The sequence below is a fragment of the Mesorhizobium sp. WSM4847 genome, assembly GCF_055811335.1.
This window is the reverse complement of the sequence record NZ_JBVVPY010000008.1, coordinates 108,116-134,251: the sequence shown is the minus strand read 5'-3', so window position 1 is coordinate 134,251 and position 26,136 is coordinate 108,116. Positions and strand designations below refer to the sequence as shown.

Annotated in this window: 23 protein-coding genes and 1 pseudogene; 9 read left to right on the top strand and 15 right to left on the bottom strand. The window is 62.2% G+C overall.

Annotated elements, in window-relative coordinates:
* Window positions 1-14 precede the first annotated feature (14 nt).
* The 5 genes and pseudogenes from AC0L28_RS13920 to AC0L28_RS13900 all read left to right on the top strand — a co-directional run bounded on the left by AC0L28_RS13920 (window position 15) and on the right by AC0L28_RS13900 (window position 7,303).
* Window positions 15-1,487, top strand: a complete 1,473-nt coding sequence (locus AC0L28_RS13920; protein ID WP_473478069.1) for an aspartate aminotransferase family protein — start codon at window positions 15-17, stop codon at window positions 1,485-1,487.
* A 21-nt stretch (window positions 1,488-1,508) separates the two neighbouring features.
* Window positions 1,509-2,744 (top strand): hypothetical protein, encoded by a 1,236-nt coding sequence (locus AC0L28_RS13915; RefSeq protein ID WP_473478067.1) that lies wholly within the window; start codon window positions 1,509-1,511, stop codon window positions 2,742-2,744.
* Window positions 2,741-3,497, top strand: a pseudogene (locus tag AC0L28_RS13910) (FkbM family methyltransferase). The gene AC0L28_RS13915 and the pseudogene AC0L28_RS13910 overlap by 4 nt, the downstream one beginning before the upstream one ends.
* A 156-nt stretch (window positions 3,498-3,653) precedes the next feature.
* Window positions 3,654-6,215: a GcvT family protein gene (locus AC0L28_RS13905; protein ID WP_473478065.1), complete on the top strand. Its 2,562-nt coding sequence runs from the start codon at window positions 3,654-3,656 to the stop codon at window positions 6,213-6,215.
* Between the two features lie 239 nt (window positions 6,216-6,454).
* Window positions 6,455-7,303: a DUF1194 domain-containing protein gene (locus tag AC0L28_RS13900; RefSeq protein WP_128166906.1), complete on the top strand. Its 849-nt coding sequence runs from the start codon at window positions 6,455-6,457 to the stop codon at window positions 7,301-7,303.
* Window positions 7,304-7,356: 53 nt separating this feature from the next.
* Here AC0L28_RS13900 and AC0L28_RS13895 read toward each other — a convergent pair whose 3' ends face one another.
* The 3 genes from AC0L28_RS13895 to AC0L28_RS13885 form a co-directional block, all read right to left on the bottom strand.
* A complete protein-coding gene (locus tag AC0L28_RS13895) occupies window positions 7,357-8,295 on the bottom strand; it encodes a GlxA family transcriptional regulator (RefSeq protein ID WP_268931722.1) in 939 nt (312 codons plus the stop codon).
* 345 nt (window positions 8,296-8,640) lie between these two features.
* A complete protein-coding gene (locus tag AC0L28_RS13890; RefSeq protein WP_023798921.1) occupies window positions 8,641-8,775 on the bottom strand; it encodes a hypothetical protein in 135 nt (44 codons plus the stop codon).
* A gap of 334 nt (window positions 8,776-9,109) precedes the next feature.
* Window positions 9,110-9,298: a hypothetical protein gene (locus AC0L28_RS13885; protein WP_023798922.1), complete on the bottom strand. Its 189-nt coding sequence runs from the start codon at window positions 9,296-9,298 to the stop codon at window positions 9,110-9,112.
* Between the two features lie 205 nt (window positions 9,299-9,503).
* On the opposite strand from AC0L28_RS13885, the gene AC0L28_RS13880 reads away from it, so the two are divergent.
* Complete coding sequence (locus tag AC0L28_RS13880; RefSeq protein WP_023798923.1) at window positions 9,504-10,403, top strand: LysR substrate-binding domain-containing protein; 900 nt, start codon at window positions 9,504-9,506, stop codon at window positions 10,401-10,403.
* 1 nt (window position 10,404) lies between these two features.
* On the opposite strand, the gene AC0L28_RS13875 is transcribed toward AC0L28_RS13880, so the two are convergent.
* From AC0L28_RS13875 to AC0L28_RS13825, 11 genes are all read right to left on the bottom strand, one after another.
* A complete protein-coding gene (locus tag AC0L28_RS13875) occupies window positions 10,405-11,388 on the bottom strand; it encodes an alpha/beta hydrolase (RefSeq protein ID WP_023798924.1) in 984 nt (327 codons plus the stop codon).
* Between the two features lie 248 nt (window positions 11,389-11,636).
* A complete protein-coding gene (locus AC0L28_RS13870; protein ID WP_473478062.1) occupies window positions 11,637-11,822 on the bottom strand; it encodes a hypothetical protein in 186 nt (61 codons plus the stop codon).
* 189 nt (window positions 11,823-12,011) lie between these two features.
* Window positions 12,012-14,141: an ASKHA domain-containing protein gene (locus AC0L28_RS13865; protein WP_128246538.1), complete on the bottom strand. Its 2,130-nt coding sequence runs from the start codon at window positions 14,139-14,141 to the stop codon at window positions 12,012-12,014.
* A complete protein-coding gene (locus AC0L28_RS13860; RefSeq protein WP_023798928.1) occupies window positions 14,092-15,066 on the bottom strand; it encodes a methyltetrahydrofolate cobalamin methyltransferase in 975 nt (324 codons plus the stop codon). The genes AC0L28_RS13865 and AC0L28_RS13860 overlap by 50 nt, the downstream gene beginning before the upstream one ends.
* 78 nt (window positions 15,067-15,144) lie before the next feature.
* Window positions 15,145-16,236 carry a methylenetetrahydrofolate reductase gene (locus tag AC0L28_RS13855; RefSeq protein ID WP_027154501.1) on the bottom strand — a complete coding sequence of 364 codons (1,092 nt, stop codon included), beginning with the start codon at window positions 16,234-16,236 and terminating at the stop codon, window positions 15,145-15,147.
* Complete coding sequence (locus AC0L28_RS13850) at window positions 16,233-16,832, bottom strand: methylenetetrahydrofolate reductase C-terminal domain-containing protein (RefSeq protein ID WP_027154500.1); 600 nt, start codon at window positions 16,830-16,832, stop codon at window positions 16,233-16,235. The genes AC0L28_RS13855 and AC0L28_RS13850 overlap by 4 nt, the downstream gene beginning before the upstream one ends.
* Window positions 16,825-17,127: a virulence factor gene (locus AC0L28_RS13845; RefSeq protein WP_023798930.1), complete on the bottom strand. Its 303-nt coding sequence runs from the start codon at window positions 17,125-17,127 to the stop codon at window positions 16,825-16,827. The genes AC0L28_RS13850 and AC0L28_RS13845 overlap by 8 nt, the downstream gene beginning before the upstream one ends.
* A 247-nt stretch (window positions 17,128-17,374) precedes the next feature.
* Entirely contained in the window at window positions 17,375-18,286 is a 912-nt protein-coding gene (locus tag AC0L28_RS13840) for a fatty acid desaturase (protein WP_245268808.1), read from the bottom strand.
* 441 nt (window positions 18,287-18,727) lie between these two features.
* A complete protein-coding gene (locus AC0L28_RS13835) occupies window positions 18,728-19,264 on the bottom strand; it encodes a nuclear transport factor 2 family protein (protein ID WP_287342808.1) in 537 nt (178 codons plus the stop codon).
* Window positions 19,265-19,314: 50 nt separating this feature from the next.
* Window positions 19,315-22,722, bottom strand: coding sequence for an AAA family ATPase (locus tag AC0L28_RS13830; RefSeq protein WP_287342806.1), 3,408 nt, complete (start codon window positions 22,720-22,722; stop codon window positions 19,315-19,317).
* A 399-nt stretch (window positions 22,723-23,121) separates the two neighbouring features.
* Window positions 23,122-23,694, bottom strand: a complete 573-nt coding sequence (locus AC0L28_RS13825; protein WP_287285307.1) for a DUF4893 domain-containing protein — start codon at window positions 23,692-23,694, stop codon at window positions 23,122-23,124.
* A 123-nt stretch (window positions 23,695-23,817) separates the two neighbouring features.
* Here AC0L28_RS13825 and AC0L28_RS13820 point away from each other — a divergent pair, with 123 nt between their 5' ends.
* Window positions 23,818-24,741 carry an NAD-dependent epimerase/dehydratase family protein gene (locus AC0L28_RS13820; protein WP_287247282.1) on the top strand — a complete coding sequence of 308 codons (924 nt, stop codon included), beginning with the start codon at window positions 23,818-23,820 and terminating at the stop codon, window positions 24,739-24,741.
* A gap of 4 nt (window positions 24,742-24,745) precedes the next feature.
* Here the strand turns inward: AC0L28_RS13820 and AC0L28_RS13815 are convergent, their stop codons facing one another.
* Complete coding sequence (locus AC0L28_RS13815; RefSeq protein ID WP_287291045.1) at window positions 24,746-25,375, bottom strand: DUF1638 domain-containing protein; 630 nt, start codon at window positions 25,373-25,375, stop codon at window positions 24,746-24,748.
* Between the two features lie 64 nt (window positions 25,376-25,439).
* Between AC0L28_RS13815 and AC0L28_RS13810 the strand changes: the two genes are divergently transcribed.
* Window positions 25,440-25,580 carry an entericidin A/B family lipoprotein gene (locus AC0L28_RS13810; protein ID WP_036263015.1) on the top strand — a complete coding sequence of 47 codons (141 nt, stop codon included), beginning with the start codon at window positions 25,440-25,442 and terminating at the stop codon, window positions 25,578-25,580.
* Between the two features lie 274 nt (window positions 25,581-25,854).
* A complete protein-coding gene (locus AC0L28_RS13805; RefSeq protein WP_287285310.1) occupies window positions 25,855-26,064 on the top strand; it encodes a hypothetical protein in 210 nt (69 codons plus the stop codon).
* The last annotated feature ends 72 nt before the right edge of the window (window positions 26,065-26,136 follow it).

Sequence of the window (26,136 nt, the reverse complement as noted above, 5' to 3'; positions counted from 1 at the left end):
AGGAGCCTCTTGAGATGACCGTCATGACCAAGCCAGACCACACGACTGCGCGCGCCACGGTCAGCGTGCCGGCGCTTTCGCCCGCCACCACCGCCAAGCCCGATCTGATCAGTGTCGAGCAGGCCAAGGCGATGGACGTCGCGCGCATGACCGACCTGTTCAAGGCGCATCTCAACCCCGGCCAGCTGCATTTCATGAAGCTGCTCGGCTTCCACAAGATCAAGGTCGAGCGCGCCGAAGGCATGTTCTACATCGACCAGAACGGCCGCAAGATCCTCGATTTCTTCGGCGGCTTCGGCTCGCTGGCCTTCGGCCACAATCATCCGCGCCTTCTCGAGGCGCGCAAAAAGTTCCAGGAGGAGAAGCGGCAGGAGATCGCCATCGCCTTCATGTCGCAATATGCGGCGGCGCTGGCGCACAATCTCGCCAAATGCTCGCCCGGCGACCTCGACATGGTGTTTCTGGGCTCTTCCGGCTCCGAAGCCATGGAGGCGGCGGTGAAGCTCGCCGAGCGCGCCGCCGGCCCGAAGCGGCCGAAAATCGTCTATGCCGAGAATTCCTTCCACGGCAAGACCAAGGGCGTGCTGGCGATCACCGACGGCTCGCTCTATCGCGCCGACTTCAAGATGGCCGACAATGTAATGCGCATTCCGTTCGGCGACGTCGAAGCGGTCGAGCGCACGTTCCGCTCCGATCCCGAGGTCGGCGTCATCGTGCTCGAAACCATCCAGGGCGGCGGCGGCATCATCCAGGCGCCTGCCGAATACTGGCAGAAGCTGCGTGCGCTATGCGACCAATACGGTGTTCTGTGGGTCGCCGACGAGGTGCAGTGCGGCTATGGCCGCTCCGGCCGCTTCTATGCCTTCGAGCACTACGGCGTCGTTCCGGACGTGACGGCACTGGCAAAGTCGCTCGGTGGCGGCAAGGCGGCGGTCGGCGCGATGATCGCCAGGCGCGAGGTCTATTTGAAGGCCTATGGCACGCCGAAGACGGCGATGATCCACGCCATGGCCACTTTCGGCGGCATGGGCGAGGCCTGCGTCACCTCGATCGAGGCGCTCAACGTGCTTTACGACGAGGGGCTGATCGACAACGCCGCGGTCACCGGCGACTATCTGCTGCAACGCCTGCAGACGTTGCGGGAAAAATACCCGAAGATCATCAAGGAGGTCCGCGGCAAAGGCCTTATGGTCGGGCTGGAATTCCACGACTTTTCGCAGACCTTGCCGATGGTGCTGCGGCCTGTGGTCAGCGTGCTTGACGACAAGCTGAAGGGATCCTTGTCCGGTTTTGTTGGTGCTTTGCTGCTGCGTGACTACGACGTGCTCGTTGCCTTCACCGAATACAACCGCAACGTCATCCGTCTCGAACCGCCGCTGATCTGCCAGCGCGAACATGTCGACCGCTTCGTCGAGGCGCTCGACAGCCTGTTGTCGCGCGGCATCGTGTCGATCGTGAAGGATTTCGTCAAAAGCCAGGTTCGTTAGCCAGGTGCGCCGAGCGAGACCATGCTGAGCAAGTCTGCGGCTCCGACAAACCTGCTCGACCGGCTGACCAAGGCCAGTCTGGCATGGGGCGAGGGCACCTATGCGCGTCTTGCCGCACCGATCGGCGCGGCTGCCTTCGCGCTCTACATCCTGCTGACCGCGGCGACGGCATGGTTCATGCCTGACGCCAATTGGGACATGCTGCCCTACCTTGCGATCGCCGAGGAGGGCACCTATCGCGATGTGCAGGCGCTGCACGATTATGCCTATGGCACGGTCAGGGACGGCCTGTCGGCGAGCGACTACAAGGCGCTGACCGATGATGGCGGCGGCTTCCGCAGTCATATGGCCGGGAATGCCGCCGATTTCCATTCGCTGCTCGGCATGTACCGGATCAAGTTCCTTTACGCCGAGATCCTGTCGACGATGAGCTCGGCGATGTCGCCGGTCGCGGCGATGCGGCTGCTGCAGGTGTTCTCGGTATTGCTGTTCGGCGCGATCGCGCTGCTCTGGCTGCGCTCTGAGGGCGCGCTGGCGCTGACGCCGGTTCTCGGCGCGGTGCTGATCATGGCCGATTTCGGTGACGCGGCGCGGGCGTTGACGCCTGATCTGCTGTGCTCGGCGCTGTTCCTCGGCGGGCTCTTTGCCTATAGGCGCGGTCGTGAAGTGGCCACCGCGATCCTGCTTTTCCTCGCTTTCATGGCTCGGCCCGACAATATTGTTTTCCTTGCTATTTTTGCCGTGTTGCTGGTCGCCTTCCGGCAGAGGGCGTGGGGCGCGCTGGCCGGCTTTGCCGCCTCGCTCGTCGCCTATTTCGCCATCTCGCACTGGGCGCAGCATCCCGGCTGGTGGCCGCATCTGTGGTTCTCCTCGATCGAGCAGCACTACAATATGGCCGGCTTCGATCCGCCGTTCTCGGCTGTCGCCTACCTCCGGGCTTTTGCCGTCTCCGTGGTCCGTGCCGTCGGCCTGAACAACTGGGTCGGCGTCTCGGTGCTGGCGCTGGCGGGGTGGTATGCCTCAAGCCGTGCCGGCTTCAAGTTCGACCGCCGCGCCGGCATTCTGTTTGCGGCGTTGGTGCTCGGCGTATCGGCCAAATTCACGGTCTTCCCGATCCACGACACCCGCATCTATTTTCCCAATCTGATCCCGCCGTTCCTGCTGCTCGCCGGGCCATTCATGGCGTTGTGGGCATCAGCGAGCACCAAAGGGCGCGGCGCCGCGCCATTGCACGTCATTCCTGGAGACAAGTCATGAGTTCCGTTTCCAGCCTGGCGCGCATCGCGCTGTCGCTCGGCCTCCCCGCTGGCACCTCGATCGCGGGCCGTCGCTGCGCGGTACGAAGTTCCTGGCGAAGGCCGCGCTGAAGGCGCGCCTCAGTGGGGCAAAAAGGCGGTTCCAGATGGTCAATGTCGGCGCCTGCGATGGCGTGTTGTTCGACGATGTGACGCCGTGGCTGCACCGCATCCCGCACGCTCGCGCCGTACTGGTCGAGCCGATCCCGCACAACCAGAAGCGCTTGCACGCCAACTATACCGATACGGGCCGCTTCGTCATCGAGCCGGTCGCAGTGACGAAGACCAAGGGAACGATCACGGTCCACACCTTCGATGCCGCCGCACTCGAGGCTGGCACGCTGCCGATCGAGTTCATCGGCTGCTCGTCGGTGACCGACACCAATTTGATGTCGGGCAAGAATGCCTGGGGCCAGGCCGATGCCAACTTCAACAAATTCGCGCCGCACCTCAGGGATATCGAAGTGCCGTCGGAGACATTGCAGACGCTGCTCGACCGCAACGGCATCACCCATATCGACCCTTCCTTGTCGATTGCGAAGGCGCCGACTGGATCGTCTTCGAGCAGCTCGACCTAGAGCGCTACCGTCCCGGCATGATCAAGGTCGAGGTTGGTGCGTTGCCGGCGGCCGAGATCGGCCAGGTCGTGGTCAAGTTGAAGACCGCTGGCTACCAGGTCGGCTTCCAGGCCGAGGACATCTGGGCCTTCGCCTGAGGGATAGCCCCGGGCCCGAAAGCAGCTGACCCTTTCGGGTCGCGTCGCATCTGCAGCGTGTCGCAAACAGGCGGTAGCATGGCGGCTGCCGCCTGCATATTGTGCGCCGATCAAACGGGCGCCGGTGCCCGCTTTACCACTTTGGAGTCGCGGGCAATGGCAGGGTTTCCGGAAAAGGCGAAGGTCGTCATCGTCGGGCTGGGCGGTATTGTCGGCGCATCGATCGCCCATCACCTGATCGAGCGCGGATGGGACGACATCGTCGGCATCGACAAGTCAGGGATCCCGACCGATATCGGCTCGACAGCGCACGCCTCCGACTTCTGCTACACCACCAGCCATGATTTCCTGTCCTGCTGGACGACGCTCTACTCCATCGATTTTTACGAAAAGATGGGTCACTACGCCCGTATCGGCGGCCTCGAGGTTGCCCGCGTCGGCGACGACGATCGCATGGCGGAGATCAAGCGCAAGATCGCCTCGGCAAAGGCTTTCGGAACGCGTGCCCGCCTGATCGAGCCGGCCGAGATCAAGCAGAAATTCCCGCTGATCGAAGAAGAGATGGTGCAGGGCGGCCTGTGGGATCCCGATGCCGGTCTTGTCATCCCGCGCTCGCAAACGGTCGCCGGCAAGCTGGTCGACCAGGCGGAAGCCTCCGGAAAACTCAAATCCTTCGCCAACACGCCGGCCAGGTCGCTCGTCGTGGAGAACGGTCGCATCAAGGGCGTGGTGACCGATCGCGGCACCATCGAAGCCGACTACGTGATCGTTTGCGCCGGTATCTGGGGCCGGCTGATCGCGGAAATGGTGGGTGAGGACCTGCCGGTCATGCCGATCGACCATCCGCTCACCTTCTTCGGGCCCTATACCGAGTTCGCCGGCACCGGCAAGGAGATCGGCTGGCCGCTGCTGCGCGACCAGGGCAACTCGGCTTACATGCGCGACACCGGCGATCCCAAGACCGCCGAAGGCGGGCAGATCGAGTGGGGCTACTACGAAGAGACCAATCCGCGCCTTTGCCATCCGCGCGACCTTCTGGAGAAGGACCAGGCCCGTCTATCGCCCTCGCAGCGCGACCTCGACATGGAACAGATCCTGGCGCCGCTCGAGCGCGCCATGGAACTGACGCCGATCCTGGGCGAACTGGGCTACAATGAGAGCCATTCCTTCAACGGGCTTCTGCAGGTGACGGCAGACGGCGGCCCCTCCATGGGCGAGAGCCAGAAGGTGCGGGGCCTTTGGTATGCCGTCGCGATCTGGGTCAAGGACGGCCCCGGCATGGGCAAGCTCATCGCCGACTGGATGACGGACGGCCGGACGTCGATCGACCACCACGCCATCGACTATTCGCGCTTCTATCCGCACCAGACGCTAGAGCAGTTCATCTGGGACCGCTGCACCGAAACGGCGATGAAGGTCTACAATCCGGCCGTCCATCCGCGCGAGCCCTTCTCCAAGGCTCGCGACGTGCGCCGCTCGCCCTTCTGGGAGCGCGAGAAGGAACTCGGCGGCTATTTCATGGAACTCGGCGGCTGGGAGCGCGCCCATGGCTATGCCGCCAACGAGCACCTGCTCGAGAAATATGGCAACCGCGTGCCGGTGCGCGAAAACGAGTGGGACAACCGCCATTTCTGGCGCGTCTCCAATGCCGAGCATCTCGCCATGAGCGAGGATTGCGGCATCGTCAACCTGTCGCATTTCGCAATGTACGACGTGGAAGGCCCTGATCATGTCGCGCTGATGGAGTGGCTGTGCGCGGCCAGGATCAGCGGCGACGGCAATATCGGCAAAGGCATCTACACCCATTTCCTCGACGATGAGGGCATGGTGCGCGCCGACCTGACCGTCATCCGCATGGCCGACCGCTGCCGTGTCATCGACGGCGCAGATGCCGGTCCGCGCGACTTCCACTACATGCGGCGGACGGCAGAAGACAAAGGGTTCGATGTCGCCATCACCGACGTGACCGAAAAATACGTGACCGTCGGTATCTGGGGTCCGAACGCCCGGGCAACATTGAGCAAGGTCGTGGAAGACCCGGACGGCCTGACGCCGGAGAATTTCCCCTTTGCGGCGATCAAGCCTGTCAGGATCGCCGGCAAGGACGTGACCGCTTTCCGGATCTCCTATGTCGGCGAGCAGGGCTGGGAACTGCACATGCGATACGAAGACGGCCTGGCAGTATGGGATGCTTTGCGTTCGACCCGCGTGATGGCTTTTGGCGTCGAGACCTATGCCAACAGCCGCCGCATGGAGAAGAGCCTGCGCCTGCAGAATGCGGATCTTTTGACCGAGTACAATCTGCTGGAGGCCGATCTTGCCCGCCCAAAGGTCAAGGAGGCCGATTTCAGTGGCAAGGCAAAGCATCTGGACTATCGCGCCCGCGCGCATCAGCCGGCCATGCTCTGCACACTTGTCATGACGGATAATGTCGATTCCAACGGCGTTGCCCGTTATCCCGTCGGCACGCTGCCGGTGATGGACCCGCAAACGGGTGAAACGCTGGTCGATGAACTCGGCCGCCGATCGTTCACGACCTCGGTCGCCTACGGCCCGACCATCGGCAAGAACATTGCGCTCGCCTATCTGCCGTGGACGTATTGCCAGGAGGGCCGCAAGCTGGATGTCGAATATTTCGGCGAGAAATACCCGGTCGAAGTGGCCGCCGTCGGCTACAGGCCGCTCTACGACCCGGAGAATCTCAAGCCACGAAGCTGAGCCTCCCACAAAAGAGGTGAGGGGCGGACTCGCAAAAATGTGAATGCAAGGACTTAAGGCGCGTCACGTTTTGTGGGGTCATGCGGCAGCGCCTTAAGTTCTCGTTTTTATGCAAGTCGTTGCCCAAACCCGCTGCGCATCCTTGGTTCAAGCCCGAGGGCATGCTTTTGGACGACATGCATTAGCCCGGGGCTAGGCTTTTCGCTTTGTGGCGCGACGATTTTCGCTTACCTTGCGGCATGTCTGCTTTTCCCCGCGCAGGACATCTCCTCTCAGGCGCCGCCGCGCTGGCGCTGACGTTCGTCCAGGCGCCGGAATCCCGCGCTGCCGATCCCGTTGACGTCGAACTGGTGCTGGCGGTCGACGTTTCGCTGTCGATGTCGCCGGCCGAACTCGAAATCCAGCGTCGCGGCTATGTCGCGGCACTGACGCATGACACGGTACTGCAGGCCATCGCCGACGGCGCCTACGGCAAGATTGCCGTCACCTATGTCGAATGGGCCGGCACGACCTGGCAGCACATCATCGTGCCGTGGACGGTGATCGCCAATCGTGCCGACGCCGAGCGGGTGGTCGAGCAACTCTCCGCCCATGCGCCCAACAGCGCGCGGCGCACCTCGATTTCCGGTGCCTTGCAATTCAGCAGCGATCTCTTCGCCGAGAGCGGCTTTCAGGGCGTCAAGCGTGTCATCGACATTTCAGGCGATGGCCCCAACAATCAAGGTGCCCCCGTCGACATCATCCGTGACGAACTGGTCAGGCAAGGCATTACCATCAACGGCCTGCCGCTGATGACCCGGGGCGGCTTCACCAGCGTCTACGACGTCAACTATCTCGACCGCTATTACACAGACTGCGTCATCGGCGGGCCCGGCGCGTTCATGATCCCGGTCAACGAGTGGACGCAATTTCCCGAAGCGATCCGCCGCAAGCTGGTGCTTGAGCTTGCCGGGCCTGCCTCACCGCAATGGGCGGGGGAAGAAGCGGCGCATCCGCCGGTGGTGCTGGCGCAGGACAAGCCGGCCACCGACTGCCTGGTCGGCGAGAAAATGTGGCGCGACCGAAGCTGGATGTTCGACACCCGCTAGACTTCAATCGCCATCCGCCAGAGGTACGCGTGCAAAATATTGCCTTGCCTTGTCTACGCGGCCAGCAACTGCTTGCGATCGACGCGCTCCTGCTGCGGCGAGCGCGCATAGAGCTCGCGGTAGCATTTGGAGAAATGCGAGGCGGAGACGAAGCCGCAAGCGACCGCCACTTCGACCACCGGCAGCGATGATTGGATCAGCAAGTGCCGAGCCCGGTCGAGGCGGATCTCCAAATAGTAGCGGGCAGGGGATCGTCCCATCTCGGTGCGGAACAGGCGCTCGATCTGCCGGCGTGACAGGTCGACATGGTCGGCGATCTCGATCAACGACAGCGGCTCGGACAGGTTTGCTTCCATCAATTCGATGATGGTCAGCACCTTGGAGTTCTGCACGCCAAGGCGTGCGCGCAGCGGCAGGCGCTGGCGATCGGTCGGGCTGCGCACGCGGTCAGTCAAGACCTGCTCGCAGACCCGGTTAACGAGATTGTCGTCGAAATCGTCGCCGATCAGCTTCAGCATCATATCGAGCGCCGCGGTGCCGCCGGCGCAGGTGTAGATGTTCTGGTCGATCTCGAAGAGGTCGGCAAAGACATTGGCCTTCGGGAACGCTTCGGAAAAGCCCGGCAGGTTCTCCCAATGAATGGCGCAGCGCTTGTTGGACAACAGGCCGGCGGCGGCCAGTATATGAGCGCCAGTGCACAGGCCGCCGATGGCGACGCCGCGATTGTATTCCTCGCGCAGCCAGGCGAAGGCCGATTTGTTCTGGTAGCGCTCGACATTGATGCCGCTGCAAACGACCGCCATGTTCGGCCGTTCGGAGCCGGACATCTTCTTGCGTTCGTCCTCCAGCGAGGTGTCGACGGCGCATTCGACGCCGTTCGAGGCGCGCACCGGCTTGCCGTCGATGCTGGCGAGCCGCCAGCGGTAGGCTTCGTAGCCGAGCATCCGGTTGGCCGAGCGCAACGGATCGAGCGCCGTTGCAAAGGCGATCATGGTGAAATCGGGGACCAGGAAGAATACAAACGATCGCCTGATCGGATGATTTACGACGTTCACAGGGTAACCCTCACGCTGCAATGGCGCGAACAGGATGTCGCGATCAGCATAGCGACATCAGGAAAAATCTTTCCTGTCAATCGGCTAGGCGGCAACGAAAAGACTTTATTTGCGACATGGGTCGCAAATGGGCAATCGCTATGCGATGTCGACCCAACCTGCTGCCGGATTGAGCATAGGCCGCATGTGGTCGGGGCATGACCAGGCACGCCGCCTCGGCAAACCGAAGCGGCGTTGTGATCAAACTTTGAAGCAGCGAGCGCCGCTTGCGAGCTTGGCAGATCAGGCGACGAAGCCGAGGCGCGCGGCGGCCACGGCGCCGGTCTGGCCAGGCATTGTGTTGGCAAGGCGCTGGCGCTCGAGCGCGGTCGTCAGGCTCATTTCACGGCGAGCAAAAAGGCGGGCAAAAAGCTTCATCATCATCTCCATTCGGTTGCTCAGACGGGTCGCCTTCGCGTGATGGAGTGGGGCAGCTCGTTGGCTGGCGCTGATATAGGCTTACGTGAAGGGAAACTAAATCACAAAAGCGAAGCACTTGACATGAAAAGCGACATGGCATGCGATAAGTTTGGGCAGTCTGCCCGAGATTTGTGAATATGTACAAGGCGTTAGGCAGGAATCCGCTGCTATGCGGCGTATTCATATGCGTCATGCAACGGCGACATGGCTCTAAAAGAACATTTGATCAACAAATAAAAGGCCTGCCGGACATGGTCTGTGCGGCAGGCCCTCAGCTTTTGATACACACGATCTATTTTGCTCCGCCAGCCCAGGATCCAACGCCGTGGCGAGTGCCGGTCTTGGTGTCGGCGGCTTCAGGCCAGCCGATATCCTTCTGCAGTTCGATCGGCAGAGAGCGGATGGCGCGTTCGGTCTGGTAGCGGGCGCGGGCCGCGCTGAATTCGGTCGCGATGCGGCCGATGGATGACAGGACAGACATTTCAATTCTCCTTTAGGGTTGGGCCGGGTGCCGGTGCTGGCGGACCAAGCGCTACATCCGGTTTGTTTCAGCTTCATTTCGTGTCGATTGCAGATCAGTGTAATCGCCGTCTGCCTTCGATGGAGTTGACTATCCTCCCAAAGTGATGTTCAATCAAACGAAATGGAATGATAGTTTGCATCAGAAAAATTGAAGGTCGATCCCGATGAACGCCCCACTCAATCATCCGTTGCCGCTGCTCGATCTCGACGTCTTGCGCACCTTCGTGGCGATCGCCGAGACCGGCAGTTTCACCACCGCTGCCAGTGCCGTCTTCCGCACGCCGTCGGCCGTCTCCATGCAGATCAAGAAGCTAGAGGACATTCTCGGTCGCTCGGTGTTTGCGCGCGACGCGCGCTCGGTGACGCTGACCACGGATGGCGAGATGCTGCTCGGCTACGCCCGCCGGCTGTTGTCGATCAACCGCGAGGTGGTGTCGAAGTTCATCATCCCCGACATTGTCGGGGTGGTGCGGCTCGGCTCGCCCGACGACTATGGCGAGCGCGTGCTGCCGCACGTGCTGAAGCGTTTTGCACAGTCGCATCCTTCGATCGCCGTCGACGTGACCATCGACCAGAGCGTCAATCTGCGTCGGCGCATGGACGACCGGGCGCTCGACATCACGCTTCTCACCAATTCATACAAGACCAGCGCGCTCGGCGCCGAAGTGCTGCTCACCGAACCGATCGTCTGGGCCGGCGCGAAGGGCGGCTGCGCGCATCTGCGCGAACCGCTGCCGGTGTCATTGTGGGAAGAGGGCTGCGCCTGGCGGGCCGGGGCGCTCGAAGCGCTTGGGCGTGAGGGCCGCAACTACCGCGTCGCCTATATGAGTGCGCACACCGCCGGCCAGCGCGCCGCAATCATGTCCGACCTCGCGGTGGCGCCGCTGCCGAAATCGTTCCTCGGCAGCGACATGGTCGAGCTTTGCCCGAAGGACGGCATGCCCGATATCGGCACCTACAATCTGGCCATGGTCGTGGCGCCGGACGCCAGCGCGCCAGTGAAAGCCGTTGCCGATCACATCCGCGCGACCTTCGAAGTGTTCAAAGAAACCGGAAAGTTTTGATTCAGGACTTCGACGGCGTAGACAGGTTGTGAGTGGGGACTTCACGACCTGTCCTTTGCAGTGCCAATTCGCCGGCCTTGGCATGATAGCTTTCGGTGTCGCTGGCTAAAAACGTCACGATGCTGTCCCGCGCGCGCCGCGCTTCTGGCATGTCGATCAGCGGCCAAGCATGGAACATGCCTTGCTCGTGCACAACCTCTATCGCGACACCGGCGGCACGGGCCTTTTGCGCGAAGATCAGATTGTCGGGGGTCAGCATGTCGCGCGAACCGGTCAAAAGCAGCGTTTTCGGCAACACCGAGAGGTCACCGTAAAGCGGACTGATGCGCCAGTCGCTGGGATCTATGCCGGCACTGTAGAGCCGGACTGCCTCCAGCCCGCCAGGAATTCCCAGCCACGGATCGTAGCGTTCCGCCTCGAACACTTCGGGGTTGGCGAGCGACAGATCGAGCCCGGGCGAAATCAGCACATGGCGCGACGGCAATGGCAGGTCGGCTTCCGCGGCCATCATGGTCAGCACCACGGCCATGTTGCCGCCGGCGGAATCGCCAATGAAGACGATGTCCTGCGCTTCCGTTTCGTCGAGCATCTGACGGTAGACCTCGCCGACCATGCCGAACATGGCGTGGAAATCGTGTTCGGGAGCAATGGGGTAGATCGGCACGGTGATGCCGAAGCCCAGCCGGTCGGCCATATCGGCGATCAATCCCCAGTGATAAGACGTGATTTGAAAGACATAGGCGCCGCCATGCAGGTAGAGGATCCGCTTTCGCTCGCCGGTCTTCGGCGCGATCTCGTACACGGGAAAGCCGTCCACGCTGCGCGTCGCGATCTCGAAACGCTGATGCAGCGATGCGGGCGGCTGATGGTTCTCCGTCTTGCGGGCGTAGGCGATCCAGCGCTGCAGGTTTTCCGGGCTGGAAAAGGCTTTCTTGCGGCTATACCTGAGCACGAAGGAAACGACGTGGCTTTTGATACTGGGCATGCGGACACACGGACTTCGGCTGAGCCGACTAAGAGAACCCCTCGCAATCGAAGATCGTGCCTTCGCCCAGAATGTCAAGATTTGCGCGGTCTCAACACGGCCCTGTGATCTGGCTGGCAATCAAGGCCAGCGCAGCATCGCTCAGCGCCTGGGCAGCAGTACGGCGCGCAGCCGACGGTCGCTTGCTGCCGGAGCCGGATGACGGTTCCGGCGCTTGGCCAGCAGCTTGCATTTGTCGGCGAAGGTCATCAGCGCGCCGAACCCAGAAGCAGGGCCGAGAAGGTGACCTGCGGGTCGTTGCGCGGCGACACGGGCCAGCCGATATCCTTCTGAATTTCGGGCGGCAGGCTGTTCATGGCCCGGACCGACCTGTTCCTGTTGTGCGCATCCTTGATGGCCGTACCAAAGCGGCCGAGGCTTTCGAACATCGACATCTTCATCTCCCTTGGAGTGCTGCGGCGGCTGAAAGTTATTTCCTGCCTGCCGTTCGATGCCGGTTAAATGCGCCGCGTGTGTATCGGGTGGATTTCGCGAAAACAGCGCCTTGTTTCTGTTTGGGCTGATCCGGAAACATATGCATGCAAATGAGAATGAGGGTGAGTGCAGCTTTTAGCAGCGGGATGCTACCCCCGGCCGCGCCGGGCGGCGTGGCCTTCGCGCGAACGACGCCGTGGGGCGGCATCGCCGGCAATGCCGTCCTCGCTCACGGTCTTGCGCGGCGGCAGCTTCACCGCCGCCGATAGTTTTGGGAACGGGTCGATCTTGTTCGGCAGCGCCATGGCATAGACGAAATGCTCCTGGAATCTCGGCTCCAGCGCCGTCTCGATCTTCTCGATCCGGCTCACCGTTTCCTCGATCTCGCGGCGATAGCCGCGATTGAGCAGCGCCATGCGCGCACCGGCACCGGCGGCGTTGCCGACGGCCGAGACCTTGTCGAGATCGCAGTCGGGGATCAGTCCCAGCACCATGGCGTATTTCGGATCGATGAAGGAGCCGAAGGCGCCGGCGAAGTGGATGCGGTCGACATGATCGGTGTGCTGCTTTTCCATCAACAGCTTGGTGCCGGCATAGAGTGCTGCCTTGGCGAGCTGGATGGCGCGCACGTCGGTCTGGGTGATGGTGATCCTCGGCTCACCCTCCTTCAGCACGTAGGAGAAGGTGCGGCCACTGGCGGTGACGCGCGGCGAGCGGGCGCAGAGCCCACCGTCGACGACGCCGTCCTCGGAGATGATGCCGGCCAGGTACATCTCGGCGACCACCTCGATGATGCCGGAGCCGCAGATGCCGGTGACGCCGGTTGCCTGGACGCTGTCGAGGAAGCCGGGCTCGTCGGACCACAGTTCCGAGCCGATGACGCGGTATTTCGGCTCCAGCGTGTCGGGATCGATGCGGACGCGCTCGATGGCGCCGGGCGCAGCGCGCTGGCCGCCGGAGATTTCCGCGCCCTCGAAGGCCGGACCGGTGGGCGACGAGGCCGCCACGACCCGCTGGCGATTGCCGAGCACGATCTCGGCATTGGTGCCGACATCGACGATCAGCATCATCTCGTCCTGGCGGTGCGGGCCTTCCGACAGCGTCACCGCAGCCGCGTCGGCGCCGACATGGCCGGCGATGCAAGGCAGCATGTACAGCCTAGCGCCCTGGTTGAGCTTCAGGCCGATATCCGACGCCTTGATGTGCACGGCGCCCGAGACAGCCAGCGCGAAGGGCGCGCCGCCGAGTTCGGTCGGGTCGATGCCGAGGAACAGATGGTGCATGATCGGATTGCCGACGAAGACGCAATCCAGGATGTCGTTGCGCTGGACGTTGCCTTCCGCGCAAACCTTGTCGACGAGACCCGAGATCGCCTCGCGCACCGCGACCGTCATGCCTTCGCGGCCGTCCGGGTTCATCATCACATAGGAAACGCGGCTCATCAGATCCTCGCCGAAGCGGATCTGCGGGTTCGACGTGCCTGACGAGGCGGCGACGCGGCCCGACAGCAGCGACACCAGATGCATGGCGATGGTGGTCGAGCCGATATCGCAGGCAAGCCCGTAGGCCTCGTTCTTGAGGCCGGGCCACAACGAGATGACCCGAGCGGTCTCGCTGTCGGCATCCTTGTGGATGGCGGCGGTCGCGGTCCAGTTGCCTTTGCGCAGGATGACTTGCACCTGCGGCAGCAGATGGAAATCGAAATCGAGGCTGTTGAGCCCCCAGTCCTTCATCAGCGCGATCTTCAGGCGATCGAGATCGCCTGATGGATTGTGCATGTCGGGCTCTTCGATCTCGACATAGCACATGTGGATTGCCGAATCGCGGGCAATGACCCTGGTGTCGGCATCCTTGCGAATGGTCTGGGCGTTGATGACCGTGTCCTGCGGCACATCCACGACGAGATCGCCCAGGATCTGCGCCGAGCAGGACAGGCGGCGCCGTTCGGGAAGGCCGCGCACGCGTTCGTAGCGTTCCTCCTTGGCGCCCTTGGGCGAGATGTGGTCGTTGGAAGAGACGATCTTGTGCTTGGCGAAATTGCCTTCCTGCACCTCGACCTGGCAGCGCCCGCAGGTGGCGCGTCCACCGCACACGCTCTCGACATAGACGCCGAGCTGGCGTGCGGCATCGAGCACCGGCGTGCCGACCGGAAACCGCCCGCGCTTGCCGGACGGCATGAACAGCACGAGTGGATCGGTGATGTTGGCAGGAGAGTTCACGATTGCGCGCTTATCCTCGGGCCATACGGGCTTCACGACCCCCGCGCCGGCGACCGCCATTGCCATTGCCTTCGCCCGGCGCATTGACCTGCGTGGGCGCCGCGATCGCTTGGCCGCCTTCGGCCGGCTTGTAGTCCTTGTAGGTCCTGATCCAGTTGGTGCAGTTCTCGTCGGTGCCGTTCAGCACATTGGCGCCGCGCACCGCTTCCATCTCCTGCGGCCGCACCGGGTTCATGATCGCCGAGGTCATGCCGGCGCCGATCACCATCGGGATGAAGGCGGCGTTGATGCCGTGGCGGTGCGGCAGGCCGAACGAGATGTTTGACAGGCCGCAGGTGGTGTTGACCTTGAGCTCTTCACGCAGCCGGCGCAGCAGGGCAAAGACCTGGCGGCCGGCGTCGCCGAGCGCGCCGATCGGCATGACCAGCGGGTCGACGACCACGTCATGCGCCGGAATGCCGAAATCGGCGCAGCGCTCGACGATCTTCTTGGCGACGGCGAAGCGCACATCCGGATCCATCGAAATGCCTGTCTCGTCGTTGGAGATGGCAACCACCGGGACATTGTATTTCTTGACCAGCGGCAGGATGGCTTCGAGCTTTTCTTCCTCGCCGGTGACGGAGTTGACCAGCGGCCGGCCCTTGGCGACCCTGAGCGCCGCCTCGATCGCCGCGGTCACCGAACTGTCGATCGACAGCGGCAGGTCGACCAGCCCCTGCACGATCTCCAGCGTCTGCACCAGCAGGCCGGGTTCTGTCTCGTTCGGGTTGACCGAGGTGACGCCGGCATTGACGTCGAGCATGGTCGCGCCGCAGGCGGCCTGTTCCAGCGCGTCCCTGATGACGGTATCGAAATTGCCTGCGATCATCTCGGCCGCGAGCTTCTTGCGCCCGGTTGGATTGATGCGCTCACCGATCACGCAGAAGGGCTGGTCGAAGCCGATGATGATTTCTCGTGTCGCCGAGGCGACGATCGTCCGGGTCATGCAATCTCTCCCTCGTGATATAAAGACTTCTTTATATCGTTTCTGTTTTCGATCAAGCGAATGGTGGCGTCCGCGCCATCAATGCGCGGTCTTGACCATGTCGACCTGCGTTTCGGTGATCTCGTCGTGCAAAATGTGGTCGAGCCGGTCGGCGACGAGCTGATCGTCGCGGCGGATTTCGCGTTTCCAGGGCTGGCGCCCCTTCAGCACGCCCGATTCATCGACGATCTCGGCGACATATTCCTCCTGGCGATAGGCCATCACATGGACGCCGCAGACGCCGGGAATTTCTTTCACCTCGTTGATGATATCGATGCAGAGCTGCTTGCCTTCCTTCTTCTGGTCCTGGGCGCCTTCCAGCCGCTTGACGATCGAATCGGGGATATGAATGCCCGGCACGTTTGAGCGGATCCATTTGGCGGTCTTGGCCGAGGCCAGCGGTCCGACGCCGCACAGGATGAAGCATTTTTCCGTAAAACCGAGATCGCGGACCTGCTGCATGTAGGTGCGGAACATCGGCACGTCGAAGCAGTACTGGCTCTGCACGAATTGCGCGCCGGCGGCGATTTTCTTGCCCAGCCGGTAGGGGCGGAAATCGATCGGCGGCGCGAAAGGGTTGATCGCCGCGCCGAGGAAAAGCTGCGGCGGCGTCGTCAGCTTGCGGCCGGACAGGAACTTGCCGTTGTCGCGCATGATGCGGCAGGTTTCCAGCAGTGACATGCAGTCGAGATCGAATACCGGCTTGGCGCCTGGCTGGTCGCCGGCCTGCACGCCGTCGCCGGTCAGGCACAGCATGTTGGCGACGCCCATCGCCGCCCCGCCCAGCACGTCGCCCTGGATGGCGATGCGGTTCCTGTCGCGGCAGGCGATCTGCATGATCGGGGCATAACCCATGCGGGTCAGCAGCGCACAGATGCCGACCGACGACATGTGGCAGTTGGCGCCCGAGGCGTCGACGGCGTTGATGGCGTCGACCCAGCCGTCGAAGATTTTGGCGCGGTTGTAGACGTCTTCCGGATCGGCGCTGTCCGGCGGGTTGAGCTCGGTGGTCACCGCGAATTCGCCGCGCCTCAGGACGCGCTCCAGCCGGCCGCGCGAGGTGTGGCCGGGCAGGGGGTCGAGCGGCAGATGGATGCCGGCCGGGTTCTCGTCGGGCTGGCGGCCGATCATGCCGGTGCCCCAGGTTTTGGAACGTTGCGCGCGGCTTCGCGGGCGGCGGCGGCCTGCGCGGTCACCCGCAGCCATGCCGAGGTCTCGCGCAGCGACTGGTCGACCGGCTTCTGCACGTCGAGGATCTTGTCGCCATGCACCATATTGCGTGAACCTTCCCAGGCCTTGACCCAGACGCACGGCATATCAGGCTCGACCTCGCAATTGCCGTTGGCGCGCACACCGCCGCAAGGGCCGTTGCGCAATTGCTTGGGGCAATTCATCGGGCACGACATGCCGGTAGAAGAAAGGACGCACTGGCCGCACATGCGGCAGTCGAACATAAAACCCTTGACGCGTTTTTCGACGAATTTGATCGGACCTTCGACGCGGCCGTAACCGATGCGCTTCCACAGCGGATGGAGGAGCAAAAACATGTCGGAGAATCTGGCGTAGAACCATTCGAGCAGTCGCGAGTGGCGGACGGACCACAGCCTGACAGCGAAGGAGCGCTGCACGCGCCGCTGCGGCGACACGTCGGCCGGCTTGTAGTCGGATTTCGGCGCTGCCTTCTTGACCAGAGTGGCCTGGGTAATCGCCGGGGTGGTTTCAGACATCTTCTTTTCCGCCCGCCTTGACCAGAGCGACCAGCCGCTCGCGGTCGTATTTCGCGTCGATGTCCTGAAAGGCTTTTTCCACCTCGCCTTCAAGATCGTCGCTGACCGACACGGGGTCGGCCTTGCGCCATTCGGCAAGGTAGTCGTCGGTGCCGCCGGCGCCGGTGCGCATCGCGCACATGTCGATCGCCTCGGTAAAGCGCAGCGGCAGTTCGCGCTTGGCGTTCTGCCGGCCCTTCTTGACGATGACCTGGGCGGGGATGTCGCGCCAGTAGACGACGATCAGATCGGCCATGAATTTCCTACTCCTCGCGCATGACCCCGAAAATCGGCATCGAATTTGGAAAGGATCATGCGCCGACTTAAAGTGCTACAGCGTCCATTGCGCGTCCAATAGGACGCGCGGCGCTGCAGTGAGTGCGAGCATTGCCGGAAGCGCTGTCGGGCTGCTTGTTATGGGACGACGCGCGCGCATTCAAAAGCGACGCAATTGGCAGCCGCAACGGAAACGCGAAAATATTCGATGCTTGGCCTGGTTTTGATCAGCCGGCGCGACGATCGAAGCTGCCGACAAGCTTCCTGTGGAAGCGGATATAGCCTCGCTCGGTCGTGCGCAGATGTTCGGCGACAATTTGGTGGAAACGCGGCAGGCGGTGAAAGGGAACGGCCGGATAAGAATGGTGCTCGGAGTGGTAAGGCATGTTCCACGCCACGAAGCGTACCAGCCTTGTGGTAAAGGTGGTGCGGGTGTTTTCGAGCATGTTGGCGACATGCGGGCAGAGCGCGTGCTCGGCCAACAGATAGGCCCGCAAGAAGGGCTGGCCGACGAGCACCGGCACGATCCACACCCACAGCAGAAGCGCCGACTGCACGGCCAGCGAGGCCGCCAGCAGCACTGCATAGACGAACAGGAACCAACGCGCTTGCGACGTCACCTTGTCGCGGCCTTTTTCCGGCACGAAGCCGTCGCGGTTGCGGCCGGCGGCGTTGACGACGATCACGCGCGCCATGCCGCTCCAATAGGGGATCCCGGAGAGATAGCGCACATACTGGCCGATGGTCTCCGGTTTCGGAGCCATCAGTTCGGGGTCGTTGTCCGGATCGTGCGTGTGGCGATGGTGCGCGAAATGGAAATAACGGAACCATGCCGGCGGCAGCAGGATCAGGAAGCCGGTCACGGCGGCGATGGCGCGATTGAGCCACGGCGTCCTGAAGGCCGTTTCGTGGATCGTCTCGTGCAACAGCGTGAAGAAAAAGACGATCAGGATCCCCTGCGGCAGCACGAGAACCGGCCAGAACGGGATGCGGGCGGCGATCAGCGCACCCAGCACGACAACCAGCCCGCCGTGAACGGCCAGCCGGACAATGCCAGGCCTGTCCAGTTTGGCGGTGAGGTCGCGACGATCATGGACCGAAAGGCTGGCGATGATGGTGCGGTGGTCGATTTCGCTCATAACGGCGCAAGCTTATCGCCAGGGCGCTGTCCGGTAAATCGGCGCTCGTTGCCAGACGCCGGTTTTTGCGCCGGTCCAGAAATAGACCCAGATCGTCGGATGGTACCATTGTTTCCAAGACAGGCCGCGGCGCGCCGCCCGCAAAGACATAGTGCTAGTCGTGAAAATCTGACGGTTGATACCCAAATCGAATTGCATCGATGGGCGGTTAACTGCCTTCCGTGTCGCCGATTGGAACGCACAGGCAGCGCCATATCAAGACCTTCGTGGTCTCACTTGCGAAATCGTGATCCGCACTCAATCCAGACATCTAGTGATTGGACTTGACGCGCTACTTCGGGACGAGCGACCCGGCGCGGCTTCCTGGGGTTGGATGAATCGCGCCGTTTCGGCCGGGGTCGTTATGTGGCTCATTCGAGCGCAATAGAGCGCGACTCGCGATCACTCTAGGCTGGTCTTGCCGAGCTGAGTGTACCAAGTAGCGTTGTCCCAAAAGCTCGTGATCTTGATGATCCGGCCTTCCTCGTTAGTTTCCAGAATGAACAGATGGCGCAACCAATACTCCTTGCCTTTGTTTGTGATTCCAAACGCGTCCTTAGTCTGCTTTCCGCCGATGTGAACATCCACGAAGGCAACGTCACCGCTCTTGTCCTCCCAGATTGTGCTAACCTCGTTGCGCAGGTCAGGGAAAGCATCGATCAGCGTCCGCCAGACCGGCACGCCATCTTTGAGGACATTGCCGGAACCAGAGTCACCGAAAGGCACGTAGACGAACGTGGCATTCTCGGTAAAAAGAGTGGTCATGGCGTCTACCTTCCGATCGCGGTAAGCGTCGAAGAATTTCTTTGCCGCTTCCGCTGCATTTGCCGCTTCCGCCGCAGCGACCGCGAAGGCAGACAAGGTGATTGCGATCAGCACCGCCGCCGAAATCCGAGCTGGGTGTAATTTTTCCCGTGTCCTGAGTGAATGGAACGTCATCATCTCCTCCCTGAGATTGTTGACTGCAGCAGATTGTCCAAAACGGCAGATCAGGATTCTACTAGATCGAGGAACGTCCTCGCTTCCTTGATGTCCGGCGTCGCGAAGCCCTCTGTGAACCAGCCGCAAACCGGTGCGAGAAGGTCGTGGGCCCTTTGCCGCTCGTTTCCCTGGACCCAGAGTCGGGCAAGAGATGTGGCGGCTCGCAGCTCCCAAAGCTTGGCGCGTTGATGTTGGGCCACGGTAAGCGCGTGCAGGAAGGAAGCCTCGGCCTTCTCGTCCGCCTTCAAGTCCAGGAGCAGTTCGCCCTTGCGGAGGTGCAACTCAGTCTCGTTCCACCGCTCGTTGGTCTCGGTGATCAATGCGAGCCCTTCCTCGATCCTGTCGAGTGCCGCGCGTGGGTTGCCAAGCCTGCTGAGGGCGCTGGCGAGCATGAGCAGCCAGCGTGGCACAAAAAGCTTAGCGTCGTGCCCACGCCATTCGACTATGCCGTCACGCATTTGAGCAAGACCGCTATCCGACTCACCCGCCTGGATCAGAACCCAACCCTTGAGAATGACCCCTGCTGTACGCCAAAGTGAGAAACCGTGCTCCGTACTGATTGAGATCAGTTCATCGACAATGGCCTCATCCGCACCAAAGTTGCTGTCGCGCTTATACGCGCCGAGATCTCTCGAATAAGTGCAAAACAGGGCCGATTGGAACAGGCCGAACGCCGCGGATGGGCTGTGCCGGTGGTGTCTTATAGCCTGTAACAACTCGGTGTATTTTTCGAATGCTTGATCGGGATAACCGAGGTGCAGCAGCGCGTGGGCGATATAGCAAAGGTTTGCGATACGGGGATCATAGGCGAATCGATAGGCAAGCGCAGCGTGCTCGTTCGGATCGTACAGCGCCAACGACGCCTCCATATGCTTGCGTCCGGCATCAAAATCTCCCCGGTGCACCGACGTGATGCCGACGCACCGGTGTGCGATCATGATTGTGGCCCGATCGCAGTCGCATTCGGCCCTGCGCAGCATCGATGTCGTCGTTGCCAGCGCAGCATCGAGTTGACCACGCAGGAGGTAGACGAGATACCGGCCGTAATCGGCCACGCTGCGCAGAGTGATGTCGTCCACTCGCTCGCACAACTCCTCGGCTCGCGCGAACGCCGCTGCGGTGGCCGGCGACGACCAACCTTTGGCCGCCATAAAGGCGGTGCCCAACGCCACCTGCATATCCAGCTCCAGGCGGACGCGCTCCTGAGTGTCAGGTAGCGTGCGGACAAGTCTTAGCCCATTTTCCAGGTGCGCGATCGACTCCAAAATTGCAGAGCGCTGGATCGCCGATTGCGCGGCTTGCCACCAGTAGCTGACTGCCCGCTCGATAAGGCCTGCCTCGGTGCAGTGATGGGCAATGATCTCCGGCAAAGCCTCGGAACCCGCTGCCACACGCTCTTCGAGAGCCGCGGCGATGCGCGCGTGCATCTGCTGCCGCCGAGTTTTAAGAAGGCTGGAATACGCCGCATCCTGCACAAGCGCATGCTTGAAGCTGTAGGTCGCTTCCGGCGGCGCACCGCGGCAATAGATCAGCTCGGACCTGCAGAGCTGGGCCAAAGCGTCCTGCAGTTTGCCTTCGTCGTGCGGCGCCACGGCGGCCAGCAGATCGTGCGAGAATTCGCGGCCGATTACAGCCCCGATCTGCGCCACCTCCTTGACCGGCGCCAGGTGATCGAGGCGAGCCATTAGCGAGTCGTGCAGTGTAGCCGGGATCGCCAGCGGCGGGAGAGTTCCGGTCAACTCGAAATGATTGCCGACGTCCCGCAAAAGGCCTGACTCCAGGACTGTCTTGGTCAGTTCCTCAACGAATAGCGGAACCCCGTCAGTTCGCGCCATGATCTGGTCCAGAACCTCGCGCGGTAGCGCCTTGCCGCCGGTGACGCGGAGAGCCACGGCTGCGCCGTGCCGTCGCGTGAGACGAGAAAGCGAGAGCTGGGTCACATGGGCATGGCTGGTCCAGGGTGGGCTGAATTCCGGCCGGAAGGTGATCAGAACCAGTGCCGGGAGACGCTGGACCCGCTCAATTACCAGGCCCAGCAGCTCTAGTGTCGAAGGGTCGATCCAATGCACATCCTCGTATACGGCCAACACAGGCTTCTGCCTGGCTAGGCCGGCGAGCTGCTCGACCAAGATTTCCAGCGTGCGTTGCTTGATGCGCTGTGGCGGCAGATCGATTGGCGGGTAGCGTGTTTCGGTTGGGATCGCAAGCAGAGCGGCCAATACTTGCGCCGCCTCCCGGTCCTGCTCGCCGCCCCGAGCGAGCAGAGTTTCAAGTTTATCGAGCTTCATCTCGGCGGTGTCATCACGGTCGAAATGCGCCGCCCGCTCCAAAAGTCCGACCACCGGATAAAGCGCACTGTTGGTGTGGTACGGCGAGCAGTAATTGCTGAGCGGGATGTACGATTCGTTGGCCAAGTGCTCGCGCAAGGCGCGCACAATGCGCGACTTGCCAATCCCCGGCTCCCCGGAGAGGAGGATCACCTGTCCTTCACCTTCCTCCGCCCGCGACCAGCGTTCCAGAAGCAGAGCCAGCTCCTGCTCGCGGCCAACGAGCTTCGTCAGCGCGCCGGTGTGGAATGCCTCGAAGCGGCTTTCGGCCCGGCCCTCGCCTCTGACGGAATAGGCTTTCAAGGCCGTCTCGAAGCCCTTCAGAACCTGTGGTCCCAGATCCTCCAACTCGAACAGATCGCCCAGCAGATGTCTTGTGCTCTCGGCGACAATTACGCTGCCCGGCCGGGCCAAGTCCTGCAGTCGCGAGGCCAAGGTCGGCGTCTCGCCGACCACCGCCCGCTCGCGCGCTTCCTTGTCGCCGACAAGCTCACCGACCACCACGAGACCCGTCGCGATCCCCACCCGGCCCGCAAGCGGCTTGCCATCCGGCGCCCGCAGTTGCGCCACTGAACTGGCAACCGCCAAGCCTGCGCGCACCGCCCGCTCGGCATCATCTTCATGCGCTCGTGGCCAGCCGAAATATGCCAGCACACCATCGCCCATGAATTTCGCAATGTGTCCCTCGAAGCGGGTAATCTCGCCTGCGCAACAATTCTGGTAGCCTCGGATGATCTCACTCATCTCCTCGGGATCGACCCGAGCCGAAATCGCGGTGGAGCCGACCAGATCAGCGAACATCACGGTCAGTTGCCGCCGCTCGGCACCGGTTGGGGACGCCGGTGCCGACGCAAGTTCGGCGACTTGAGTCAAGGCTTTGACACCTTCAGCTGAGATTGCAGAGGAACTTTCCCGCAGCTCGGCAATAGCCTCCAGAAGCTTCCGGCGGTGCCCTACCGAACTGACGCCGATGTCCTTGAGATCCTCGGCCGTCAGCCGCAGGAGCACTTCGGCCTCGACGTTGTTCTCACGAAAGGCCGTGCCGTATTGCTGCAGCCCTAAGCTGCGCAGCCACTCCTCAATGTCCATGTCCCACTTCCGCGGTGGAGACGCCGGAGGGCTCCTTCGGCAACAGTCCGGCAGTCTTACACAACTGGGGTCCTATGCAACGTCATGGAAGTTGTGGCCGACGGGCTTCTAGCGGCCGGCGTGTTAGCGAGGTAGGCGGATCAACCGTCCGGTCTTTGAACCCTGCCGAATTTCAGATCGCTGGAACGAACGGCAGATCCCCACAGCTGTCCTTAAACCACGCCCGCGCCAAGGTCGCGAAAGGGTCACGACGTTCCCTTGACCTCTCATCAGGGATGGTCCGCAAGGGGTCGTCTCGCGTCCTTCTACGTGTGTACCAAGCGTCAGGACTTCACCACTAGCGCGTGGGTTCGCTTGGACCGCCGGGTTAACCCTGTGATCGGCCTCAGGACAGCGGGCTCAGCGCCTGAGCTCAAGGATGTCGAGCTTCGATTCGTGATAGGGGGCCGGGAACTCGATGCGCCATTCGTTGGCGCTGTTGCGAAAGGCATAGCCGACCTGGTCGCTTTGCGGGCCGCTGCCATAGGGTTTTGCGGGATCGTTGTTGACAAAGAAGGAGCCGAGATAGATCGCGCGCTTTTCGCCGTCGTCGAAGAAACGGCCCTTGGTGCGTTGCGAACCGGTGCGTTTTTCCAGCATCCAGCCCGAACCATCGTCGCTCACCTTGCACTTGAACCAGCCATAGATGACGAGCGGGCTCAGTCCGCCGGCCTTGATGGTGCGGCACTGCCAGCTGCCGGCCAGGTCCTTGCCGGAAAACGCGACCAGCGGCTTTGCCAGCAAGGCGTCGAGCTGCTTGACCTCGGCGTCGTCGCCGGCCCTGGCTTCATCAAGGGCTGCCTTGCGCGTCTCGTCATATTTGTCGAGCCGCACCTTGTCGGCGGGCGTGATCAGCTTCTGCACCTCGCCATCGGCGAGCGCGGGCAGGGCGAAGCAGAAAACGCCTGCGGCAATCAGGAGGCGAGCGATCATCGGTGCGTTTCCCGGTCGACGGCTGGAACAGCGTGTTTTCTCGTTTGGCATCCAACTTACCGGTTCGCGGCGGCCTGTCATCCGTGCTTAACAGCGGTCAGCTTAAAACTCGTGGTTTTGCCGATGCGGATCTTGCTTACGGGGTCGTCAGGCTGGCTGGGCAGCGCGCTCGCGCCGCGCCTGCGGGCCCTTGGCCATGACGTCATCGGGCTGGATCCGGTCCCGTCGGCGCAAACGCAAATGATCGGCTCGGTCGCCGACCGTGATCTGGTGATGCGGACGGTCGGGGAAAACCGCATCGAGGCGATCGTCCACAGCGGCGCGCTGCACAAGCCTGACATCGAACACCAACGTAATGAGGATTTCATCGAGACGAATGTGCGCGGCACCCTGAACCTGCTCGACGCGGCGGTGTTATCAGGCGTTCAGCGCTTCGTCTTCACGTCGACGACCTCGCTGATGATCTCGAAAGCCATACGCGCCGGCCTCACCGGCGGTGCGCGCAAGGCCGCCTGGCTGACGGAAGACATGGCGCCCGAGCCGCGCAACATCTACGGCGTAACCAAGCTTTCGGCCGAACATCTTTGCCGCCTCTATCACATCCAGTCCGGACTGCCGGTGATCGTGCTGCGCACCGCCCGGTTCTTTCCCGAGGCAGACGACATGGCGCATGCGATCGAGCAGTCGGACGCCAACACCAAGGCCAATGAGCTGTTGTTCCGCCGACTGACCGTGGAAGATGCGGCCGAGGCCCATGTCGCGGCGCTGGAGAAGGCGCCGCGACTGGGCTTCGATATCTTCATCGTCTCGGCGCCCACGCCGTTCCGGCCTGATGATTGCGAGGCATTGATCGCTGACGCGCCGCCCGTCGTCGCCCGCTATTTTCCGGAATTTCCGGCGCTCTACGCGCGAAAGGGCTGGACGATGTTTCCCTCGATCGACCGTGTCTATGACGCCTCGCGGGCGCGGGACAGGCTGGGCTTCGTCTGCAAGACGAGCTTTGCCGCTGTGCTCGCCGGGCTAGCAGCGGAAGAAGGAGCGGCCTGAACGGTCAGCCGTGTCCGGCGGCGCTGGCCAGCTCCTTCGTCAGGTCGCCATAGCCGGTCGAGCGGCGCTCATAGGCGAGGCCGAGCATTTCCGCGGCCTTCTCCGCTACCTTGTCGAGTTCCGGATCGTCAGTCTGGGCGATGTAGACCAGCTTCTGGTAATTGCCGAAATAGTCCTTGATGAGCTCCGGATGCCGATCGAGGCCGAGCGGCTTCATGAAGAAGGCATCGAACTGCCGGCACAGGAAATCGGTCATGTAGAACGACATCATGTCGTCGTCGGCGATTTTCGCATAGGCTTCCATGCCCTGGTAGAAGGCAAAGCAATGCGGACCGGCCATGCGCTCGACCCCATGCTTCTCGCAGACGCGGTCGAGCAGGCCGCCGGTGCCGCAATCGGCATAGCCGACGAAAATATTGGTGTAGCCGTCCGCCTTGGCCTTCTCGATTGCCTTGTCCATGGCCGGCGCGATGCGGTCCGGGTAGAAATGGAACTCCGCCGGCAGGCAGGTCAGGTCGAGATGGTCGAGCCCCAGCTGCTCCTTAACGGCCAGAACTTCGCGCGCAATCATCCCGCAGGCGATGACAAGCAGCCTGTCACCTTGATCGGGTTGTAGTTTTCGCGCAATGCTCATGGAACCAGTCTAACCGATTTTCGTTGCTATCCCACGAATCTATCTGTTGAGGGAGATACCATTCATGAAACCGCTACGCATTGCGCCGATCGCCATCCTCGCTTGCGCCCTGGCTCTTTCGGCCTGCGCCAACACCGTCCGCGGTGTCGGCAGGGATGTCAAATCGACAGCCAACGCGGTCGAGGATACGGTCCAAAATCCCTGATCCCGCGGATATCAACAAGGCGCACCGCTGTCGAGGAACTTCAAGCGATGCGCGTTAAGCCCTTGTAATATATGGGAGCAACAAAGCCGCGCCGCAAGGCGTGGTTCGTTCTGTTGTCCATGCGAGTTCGCGGAGATGGGCCGAAGCGCAGGCTTGGGTGTCCACCTCTCCGCAATTCCCTATCGTCACGGCAGGCACAAAAAGTTGACTTTTCCAATGCGGGACATGCCGGTAGTCTTTCCCTGTACCTCAACAACGAAGCTAGGAGCATAGAATGAAGACCGCTCTCTTGGTTGTCGCCGCTCTGGGCCTATCGGTATCCGGCGCCGCAGCGGAATGTGTCGGCCACAACAAAACGACGGCTTCCGTAGATCAGCAAACCAAAGCTGCAAGCGTAGATCAGCAAACCACAGTCGCAAGCGTCGCGAATACAACCGCCGACACGCCGATCCTGAAAAAGGAAGAGGCGAAAGAGTCTGAATAGGCACTTCAAGCCGTTACGCGGGTCGCTGTTGCTTGTTGAAGTCTTGACATGCCGGCGCTACGCGGCGCCTCG

Excerpts from the sequence above, each read along its gene's own strand:
- AC0L28_RS13840 (WP_245268808.1), bottom strand. The coding sequence starts at position 18,286 with ATGAGCGAAATCGACCACCGCACCATCATCGCCAGCCTTTCGGTCCAT.
- AC0L28_RS13895 (WP_268931722.1), bottom strand. The coding sequence starts at position 8,295 with ATGATCGCCTTTGCAACGGCGCTCGATCCGTTGCGCTCGGCCAACCGG.
- AC0L28_RS13915 (WP_473478067.1), top strand. The coding sequence starts at position 1,509 with ATGCTGAGCAAGTCTGCGGCTCCGACAAACCTGCTCGACCGGCTGACC.
- AC0L28_RS13880 (WP_023798923.1), top strand. The coding sequence starts at position 9,504 with ATGAACGCCCCACTCAATCATCCGTTGCCGCTGCTCGATCTCGACGTC.
- AC0L28_RS13805 (WP_287285310.1), top strand. The coding sequence starts at position 25,855 with ATGAAGACCGCTCTCTTGGTTGTCGCCGCTCTGGGCCTATCGGTATCC.
- AC0L28_RS13835 (WP_287342808.1), bottom strand. The coding sequence starts at position 19,264 with ATGACGTTCCATTCACTCAGGACACGGGAAAAATTACACCCAGCTCGG.
- AC0L28_RS13825 (WP_287285307.1), bottom strand. The coding sequence starts at position 23,694 with ATGATCGCTCGCCTCCTGATTGCCGCAGGCGTTTTCTGCTTCGCCCTG.
- AC0L28_RS13885 (WP_023798922.1), bottom strand. The coding sequence starts at position 9,298 with ATGTCTGTCCTGTCATCCATCGGCCGCATCGCGACCGAATTCAGCGCG.
- AC0L28_RS13810 (WP_036263015.1), top strand. The coding sequence starts at position 25,440 with ATGAAACCGCTACGCATTGCGCCGATCGCCATCCTCGCTTGCGCCCTG.
- AC0L28_RS13870 (WP_473478062.1), bottom strand. The coding sequence starts at position 11,822 with ATGTCGATGTTCGAAAGCCTCGGCCGCTTTGGTACGGCCATCAAGGAT.
- AC0L28_RS13860 (WP_023798928.1), bottom strand. The coding sequence starts at position 15,066 with ATGACCCGGACGATCGTCGCCTCGGCGACACGAGAAATCATCATCGGC.
- AC0L28_RS13920 (WP_473478069.1), top strand. The coding sequence starts at position 15 with ATGACCGTCATGACCAAGCCAGACCACACGACTGCGCGCGCCACGGTC.
- AC0L28_RS13900 (WP_128166906.1), top strand. The coding sequence starts at position 6,455 with ATGTCTGCTTTTCCCCGCGCAGGACATCTCCTCTCAGGCGCCGCCGCG.
- AC0L28_RS13845 (WP_023798930.1), bottom strand. The coding sequence starts at position 17,127 with ATGGCCGATCTGATCGTCGTCTACTGGCGCGACATCCCCGCCCAGGTC.
- AC0L28_RS13905 (WP_473478065.1), top strand. The coding sequence starts at position 3,654 with ATGGCAGGGTTTCCGGAAAAGGCGAAGGTCGTCATCGTCGGGCTGGGC.
- AC0L28_RS13865 (WP_128246538.1), bottom strand. The coding sequence starts at position 14,141 with ATGGCGGTCGCCGGCGCGGGGGTCGTGAAGCCCGTATGGCCCGAGGAT.
- AC0L28_RS13890 (WP_023798921.1), bottom strand. The coding sequence starts at position 8,775 with ATGAAGCTTTTTGCCCGCCTTTTTGCTCGCCGTGAAATGAGCCTGACG.
- AC0L28_RS13855 (WP_027154501.1), bottom strand. The coding sequence starts at position 16,236 with ATGATCGGCCGCCAGCCCGACGAGAACCCGGCCGGCATCCATCTGCCG.
- AC0L28_RS13820 (WP_287247282.1), top strand. The coding sequence starts at position 23,818 with ATGCGGATCTTGCTTACGGGGTCGTCAGGCTGGCTGGGCAGCGCGCTC.
- AC0L28_RS13875 (WP_023798924.1), bottom strand. The coding sequence starts at position 11,388 with ATGCCCAGTATCAAAAGCCACGTCGTTTCCTTCGTGCTCAGGTATAGC.
- AC0L28_RS13815 (WP_287291045.1), bottom strand. The coding sequence starts at position 25,375 with ATGAGCATTGCGCGAAAACTACAACCCGATCAAGGTGACAGGCTGCTT.
- AC0L28_RS13830 (WP_287342806.1), bottom strand. The coding sequence starts at position 22,722 with ATGGACATTGAGGAGTGGCTGCGCAGCTTAGGGCTGCAGCAATACGGC.
- AC0L28_RS13850 (WP_027154500.1), bottom strand. The coding sequence starts at position 16,832 with ATGTCTGAAACCACCCCGGCGATTACCCAGGCCACTCTGGTCAAGAAG.